Origin of the sequence: Microbacterium sp. 69-10 (assembly GCF_001897945.1) — a bacterium.
Taxonomy (GTDB): Bacteria; Actinomycetota; Actinomycetes; order Actinomycetales; family Microbacteriaceae; genus Microbacterium.
Window position 1 is genome coordinate 50,765 of the sequence record NZ_MKRT01000006.1, and the last position, 5,259, is coordinate 56,023.

At 70.7% G+C, this 5,259-nt stretch carries 5 protein-coding genes and 1 pseudogene; all 6 read right to left on the reverse strand.

Annotated features, from left to right (window positions below):
- The coding region (locus BGN97_RS02215) for an AMP-binding protein (RefSeq protein ID WP_292697641.1) at positions 1 to 1,459 on the reverse strand (1,459 nt) is incomplete at its 3' end.
- On the reverse strand, positions 1,456 to 2,556 hold the full coding sequence (locus BGN97_RS02220) for a branched-chain amino acid ABC transporter permease (protein ID WP_292697908.1): 1,101 nt from the start codon (positions 2,554 to 2,556) through the stop codon (positions 1,456 to 1,458). The genes BGN97_RS02220 and BGN97_RS02215, both read right to left, overlap by 4 nt.
- A gap of 2 nt (positions 2,557 to 2,558) precedes the next feature.
- Positions 2,559 to 3,434 carry a branched-chain amino acid ABC transporter permease gene (locus tag BGN97_RS02225; RefSeq protein ID WP_292697643.1) on the reverse strand — a complete coding sequence of 292 codons (876 nt, stop codon included), beginning with the start codon at positions 3,432 to 3,434 and terminating at the stop codon, positions 2,559 to 2,561.
- Positions 3,431 to 4,141 (reverse strand): ABC transporter ATP-binding protein, encoded by a 711-nt coding sequence (locus BGN97_RS02230; protein ID WP_292697645.1) that lies wholly within the window; start codon positions 4,139 to 4,141, stop codon positions 3,431 to 3,433. The genes BGN97_RS02225 and BGN97_RS02230 overlap by 4 nt, the downstream gene beginning before the upstream one ends.
- A pseudogene (locus BGN97_RS02235) lies at positions 4,138 to 4,907 on the reverse strand (ABC transporter ATP-binding protein). The gene BGN97_RS02230 and the pseudogene BGN97_RS02235 overlap by 4 nt, the downstream one beginning before the upstream one ends.
- A 3-nt stretch (positions 4,908 to 4,910) precedes the next feature.
- A partial coding sequence (locus BGN97_RS02240; RefSeq protein WP_292697646.1) for an ABC transporter substrate-binding protein occupies positions 4,911 to 5,259 on the reverse strand: 349 nt, incomplete at its 5' end.

Below are 5,259 nucleotides of genomic sequence, written 5' to 3' on the forward strand. Positions count from 1 at the left end.
GCAGCTCGTCGAGCAGCACGATGTGCGCGGGCAGCTTGAACGCGGCGAGCCGCTCCGCGGCGAAAGCGCGCAGCTCGTCCGCCGACACCGGGCCGTCGGTCACCACGAACGCGCAGCCGCGCTCGCCCCACACCGGATCGGGCACGCCGACGACGGCGGAGGCTGCGACCAGCGGATGCCGGTTCAGTACGCCCTCGATCTCGGCCGGGGCGATGTTCTCCCCGCCTGAGACGTAGATCTCCTTCAGCCGGTCCACCACCCGGTGGATGCCGTCGGCATCGCGGTGCAGCAGGTCGCCGGTGCGGAGCCACTCCCCGCTCCTGGCCCGCGCGGTCGCATCGGGGTCGTCGAGGTATCCGGGGAAGACGCTCGCCCCGCGCACCCACAGCTCCCCGGTCGCCACGCCCCGCAGCTCGAGGCCTGTCGCCGGGTCGACCAGCCGCGCGTCCACGCCCGGGTAGGGTCTGCCGACCGCACCGGGGTGATCGGCGACGAGCTCGGGAGCCAGGTACAGCACGTTGGGTCCTGCCTCGGTGAGCCCGTAGCCCTGGGTGAAGGTCAGGCCGCGCGCGGCCCAGCTCGCCACGAGGTCGTCGGGGATGGTCGCCCCGCCGACCACCACGCGACGCAGCGACGCGAGGTCGGCGGATGCCCAGAGCGGATGCTGCAGCAGCATCCGGTACTGGGTCGGCACGCCCATCATGGTGGTGACGCCGCGCTCGGGGACCAGTTGCAGCACGCGGCCCGGATCGAAGGAGCGCTCCAGCACGACGGTCGCGCCGCGCCACCACGCCTGCAGCGGCTGCACGTTCCAGGCCGCCACGTGATACTGCGGCAGCATGGCGAGCACGACGTCATCGGCGCCGAGGGGCATGGCGCGGTCGAGCGCCAGGTTGTTCCAGAAGCAGTTCTCGTGCGTGAGGACGACGCCCTTGGGAGCCGCCTCGCTGCCGGAGGTGTAGATCACCAGCAGCGGATCGTCGTCGCGGGCCGGTCGCGCCGGCGCCGCCTCCGCAGCGGGCGGCGCGTCGCGCTCCACTCCGGCCGCACCGAGCGCGGCCCGCGAGACGGGAGCCTCGACGAGCTCGAGCGCCGCCGTCGCGAGGGCGGCGTGCTCGTCGTCGATCAGCAGCAGTGCCGGCGCCGTGCGGGCGAAGAGATCCGCGAGCTCCCCCGGGGTCAGCCGCCACGACAGCGGCACGAACGCGATGCCCAGTTCGGCGCAGGCGAAGAACGCGACGATGTGGTCGGTCGAGTTGCCCGAGACCGTGGCGATCCGCTGGCCGGCGCCGTACCCGGCATCCGTCAGCCGTGCTGCCAGCGCGTCGACGCGTGCGGCGAGCGCGCGGTAGTCGGTGCGCACGCCGCGATCGTCGACGGCGATGCGCGCGGGCGCTGCGACGGCGCTGTCGCGCAGCCACCGCCCGATCGTGTGCGCGCCCGCCATGACATCCATCATCGCGCCACGACACCCGCCGTGTCGCTCTGCTCGAGCGCGGCGATGCCCGTGTCGGGCACCGCCCTGCCCCGGCGACGGCGCACCCAGCCGTCGACCGTCCCGGCGATGCCGCCGGGGAGGAACATGACCACGAGGATGAACAGCACGCCCAGGATGAACAGCGGCTCCGACAGCGGCACACGCAGGATGTCGGGGAGCTGGTGGATGGCGTCGGCCCTGGCCAGCACCGTGAGGCGCTGATCGAGGATCGTGTAGACCACGCCGCCCACGATCGCGCCCCAGCGGAATCCGACTCCGCCGAGCACCACCATGACCAGCACGGTGATCGTGAGGTCCGCTCCGACGGCGCTGGGCTGCGTGCCCGACTGCAGCAGCAGGTACGCGATGCCCGCAAGGGAGGCGCACAGGCCGGCGATCACGAACACGATCAGCTTCGCCCGATTCGGCTGCAGACCCAGCACCCGCACGCGCAGGTCGTTCTCGCGTGCGGCGGCGGCCAGGTGTCCCAGGCGCGAGCGGTCCACCCACAGCACGATCAGGTAGACGACCACGACGACCGCCAGCGACACCCAGTACAGGTTGCGGGTGTTGATGACGCCCACCAGCCAGTCCGGAACCCCTGCGGTGTTCAGGCTGAGCCCCTCCTCACCGCCGGTGACCGCCTGGTTGCGACGGACGAGCACGGAGCCCGCCTGCGCGAAGGCGAGTGTCACCATCGCGAACGGGATGCCGCTCACCCGCATGGCGACGGCTCCCGTGACCACGGCGATCACGATGCCGCCGAGCAGCGCCGCGAACACCGCAGGCACGAGCGGGAGCTGGGCGGCCTGGAGCACGATGCCCAGCCCGTAGGCGCCCGCGCCGAAGTACAGGGCGTGCCCGAAGGACAGCAATCCGGCCGTGCCGAGCATCAGGTTGTACGACAGCGCGAGGGCTGCGAACACCATGCACAGCGACATCAGGGCGAGCGAGCCCGGCGTGTAGGTCGCCCCCGGCAGGATGCCGGGGATCGAGAGGTTCAGCAGCGGGAGCACCGCGAGCACGACGACGACAGCGGCGCCGACGATCAGCGGGAGGAGGTCTCGGATGCTGCGCATGGTCATGCCCTCTTCCCCATCAGTCCGGCCGGTCGCACCAGCAGCACGACCGCCAGCAGGATCACGACGATGAAGTCGCCCGTGCCGCCGAGGTAGGTGTTGGCGACCTGCTGCAGCACGGCCACGAGCACCGAGGCGACGGCGGCGCCCGTCAGGGAGCCGAGGCCGCCCACCACGGTCACGATGAACGCGAAGATCAGCAGCGTGGAGCCGAGATGCGCCGAGACGTAGGTCATGGCGTGCATGGCGAGCACTCCGCCGATGCCGGCGGCCGCGCCGCCGATCGCGAACACCAGGGTGAACGAGCGACGCACGTCGATGCCGAGGGCGGTGACCATGGCGCGGTTCTCGACGCCGGCGCGGATGATCATGCCGTAGCGGGTCTTCTTCAGGAACAGCACGAGCCCGGCGAGCACGATTCCCGCGGCGATGATGAGCACCCAGTACTTGTTCGGGATGCTGGCGCCGAGCACCGAGGTGGTCTGCCCGAGCCACGCCGGTCCTGTGACGGTGACGGGATCCGTGCCCCAGATGCCCTCGAACAGCGCGATCGCGGCGAACGAGAGCCCGACCGTGACCAGCACCTGCTCGATGTGCCGTTCGTACAGCGGCCGGATCAGGATCAGCTCCGTCAGGGCCGCGAACACCGCGCCCACCAGAGCGCCGGCGAGGACCGAGAGCAGGAAGCCGCCCCAGCTGGAGACGCCGATGGCCTGGGCGACCGCCCAGCCGACGAAGGCGCTGAGGGTGAGGAAGGCGCCGTGCGCGAAGTTCAGCACGTGCATCAGGCCGTAGATCAGGCTCAGGCCGCTCGCGACCAGGAAGTACAGTGCCCCGAGACCCAGGCCGATGATCAGGGTGAGGACAAGCGTGCTCATGCGTGCTCCTCCGCACTGACGCCCAGCAGGCGTCGGGTCAGGTCGGCGTCATCGAGGATCGCTGATGCCGTTCCGGTGTGCACCACGCGGCCGTCCGCGATCACGATGGCCTGGTCCGCCAGGCGGCGCACGACCTCGAGGTTCTGCTCCACGAGCAGCATGGGAACGGTCGTGGCGGCCTCCGCCAGGGCATCCGCCACCTCGGTGACGATCTTGGGCGCCAGTCCCTTGGTGGGCTCGTCGACCAGCAGCAGCCTGTTGTCGTTCAGCAGGGCGCGGGCGACTGACACCATCTGCTGCTGTCCTCCCGAGAGCGTCCCGGCGCGCTGCTCGCGGCGCGCGATCAGATCGGGGAACAGCTGCGCGACGAACTCGCGGCGCGGCTCGCGCTGGCGCTCGGCGAGCGCGAGGTTCTCGGCGACCGTGAGCCCGGCGAACACCTCGCGGTCCTCGGGGACATAGCCGACGCCGCGCTGCACGATGCGGTGCGTGCTGAGCGCGTCGATGCGCTCTCCGTCGAGCAGCACCTCCCCCCTGCGGGAGATCAGTCCGAGGATGCCTCGCAGCGTCGAGGTCTTGCCCGCACCGTTGCGTCCGAGCACGGCGGTGATGCCGGTGGCCGGCACGTCGAAGGACACGTCCTCGACGACCTGCTGGCCGGCGATCGACGCGCGCAGGTTCCGCACCTGCAGGATGGGGGCGCTCATGAGCCTGTCCCCAGATAGGCGCTCTGCACGGTCGCGTTCTCCATGATCCGCTGTGGGGTGTCCACCGCGATGATGCTGCCGAAGTACATCACTGCGACCAGGTCGACCAGGCCCATCAGCACCTCGATATGATGCTCGACCATGAGCACGGTGCATCCTGTCTCGGCCTGGAGCCCGCGGATGCTGTCGACGAGGCCCGCGACGTCTCCCGAGGCGACACCGGCCATCGGCTCGTCCAGCAGCACCAGACGGGAGCGGGTCGCCAGGAGCACGGCGATCTCGAGCTTGCGCTTGTCGCCGTGGCTGATGTCCCCCGCACGCGCGTCCAGCGCAACCCCACCGAGACCAGCAGCTCCTCGGCCCGGGTGCTGGCGGCGTCCGAGCGCCGCGGGAAGTGGAACAGCGAGTAGCTGCCGCCCTCGGTGGCCTGCACCGCGATGCGCACGTTCTCGCGCACGCTCAGCTGCGGGAAGAGGCTCGAGGTCTGGAACGTCCTCCCCAGTCCCGCCCGGGCGCGCTGCGGCACGCTCGTGCGGGTGATGTCGGCGCCGTCCAGCAGGACGCGGCCGGCCGTGGGCCTGATCACTCCCGAGATGGTGTTGAACAGCGTCGTCTTGCCGGCGCCGTTCGGCCCGATCACTCCGACGAGGGCACCGGGCTCGACAGCGAGGTCGACGTCCTTGAGGATCGTCGCTCCTCCGATCTCGAGTCCGAGGCCTTCGACGCGGAGCGATGCGCCGGATGCGGGCGGGGCTGGGGTGGTCACTTCCTACTTCTCCGCGGGCGCGACCTGGGCGGCCGGAACCGTGTCGACGAGCTCGGGAGTGAACGATCCTCCCGAGGCCACGAGCTTCGCCTGGTACATGTCCTGGATCAGCGCGTGGTCCTTGGCGCGAACCGTGTTCTCGCCCTTCGGCCCCTGGAAGGTGAAGCCCTCGAGCGCCTTGATCATGGCGTTGACGTCGCCCTTGCCCTCCTTGACGGCGTGCACGAGCATGATGGCGGCGTTGAACCCGTCGGGGCTGAAGAGGTCGGGCTCGGCGCCCTTCTTCTTCAGCGCGTCCACCATCGCGGTGTCGATCTTGTTGTCGGCCGCGCCCCCGAAGTAGTGGTTCAGG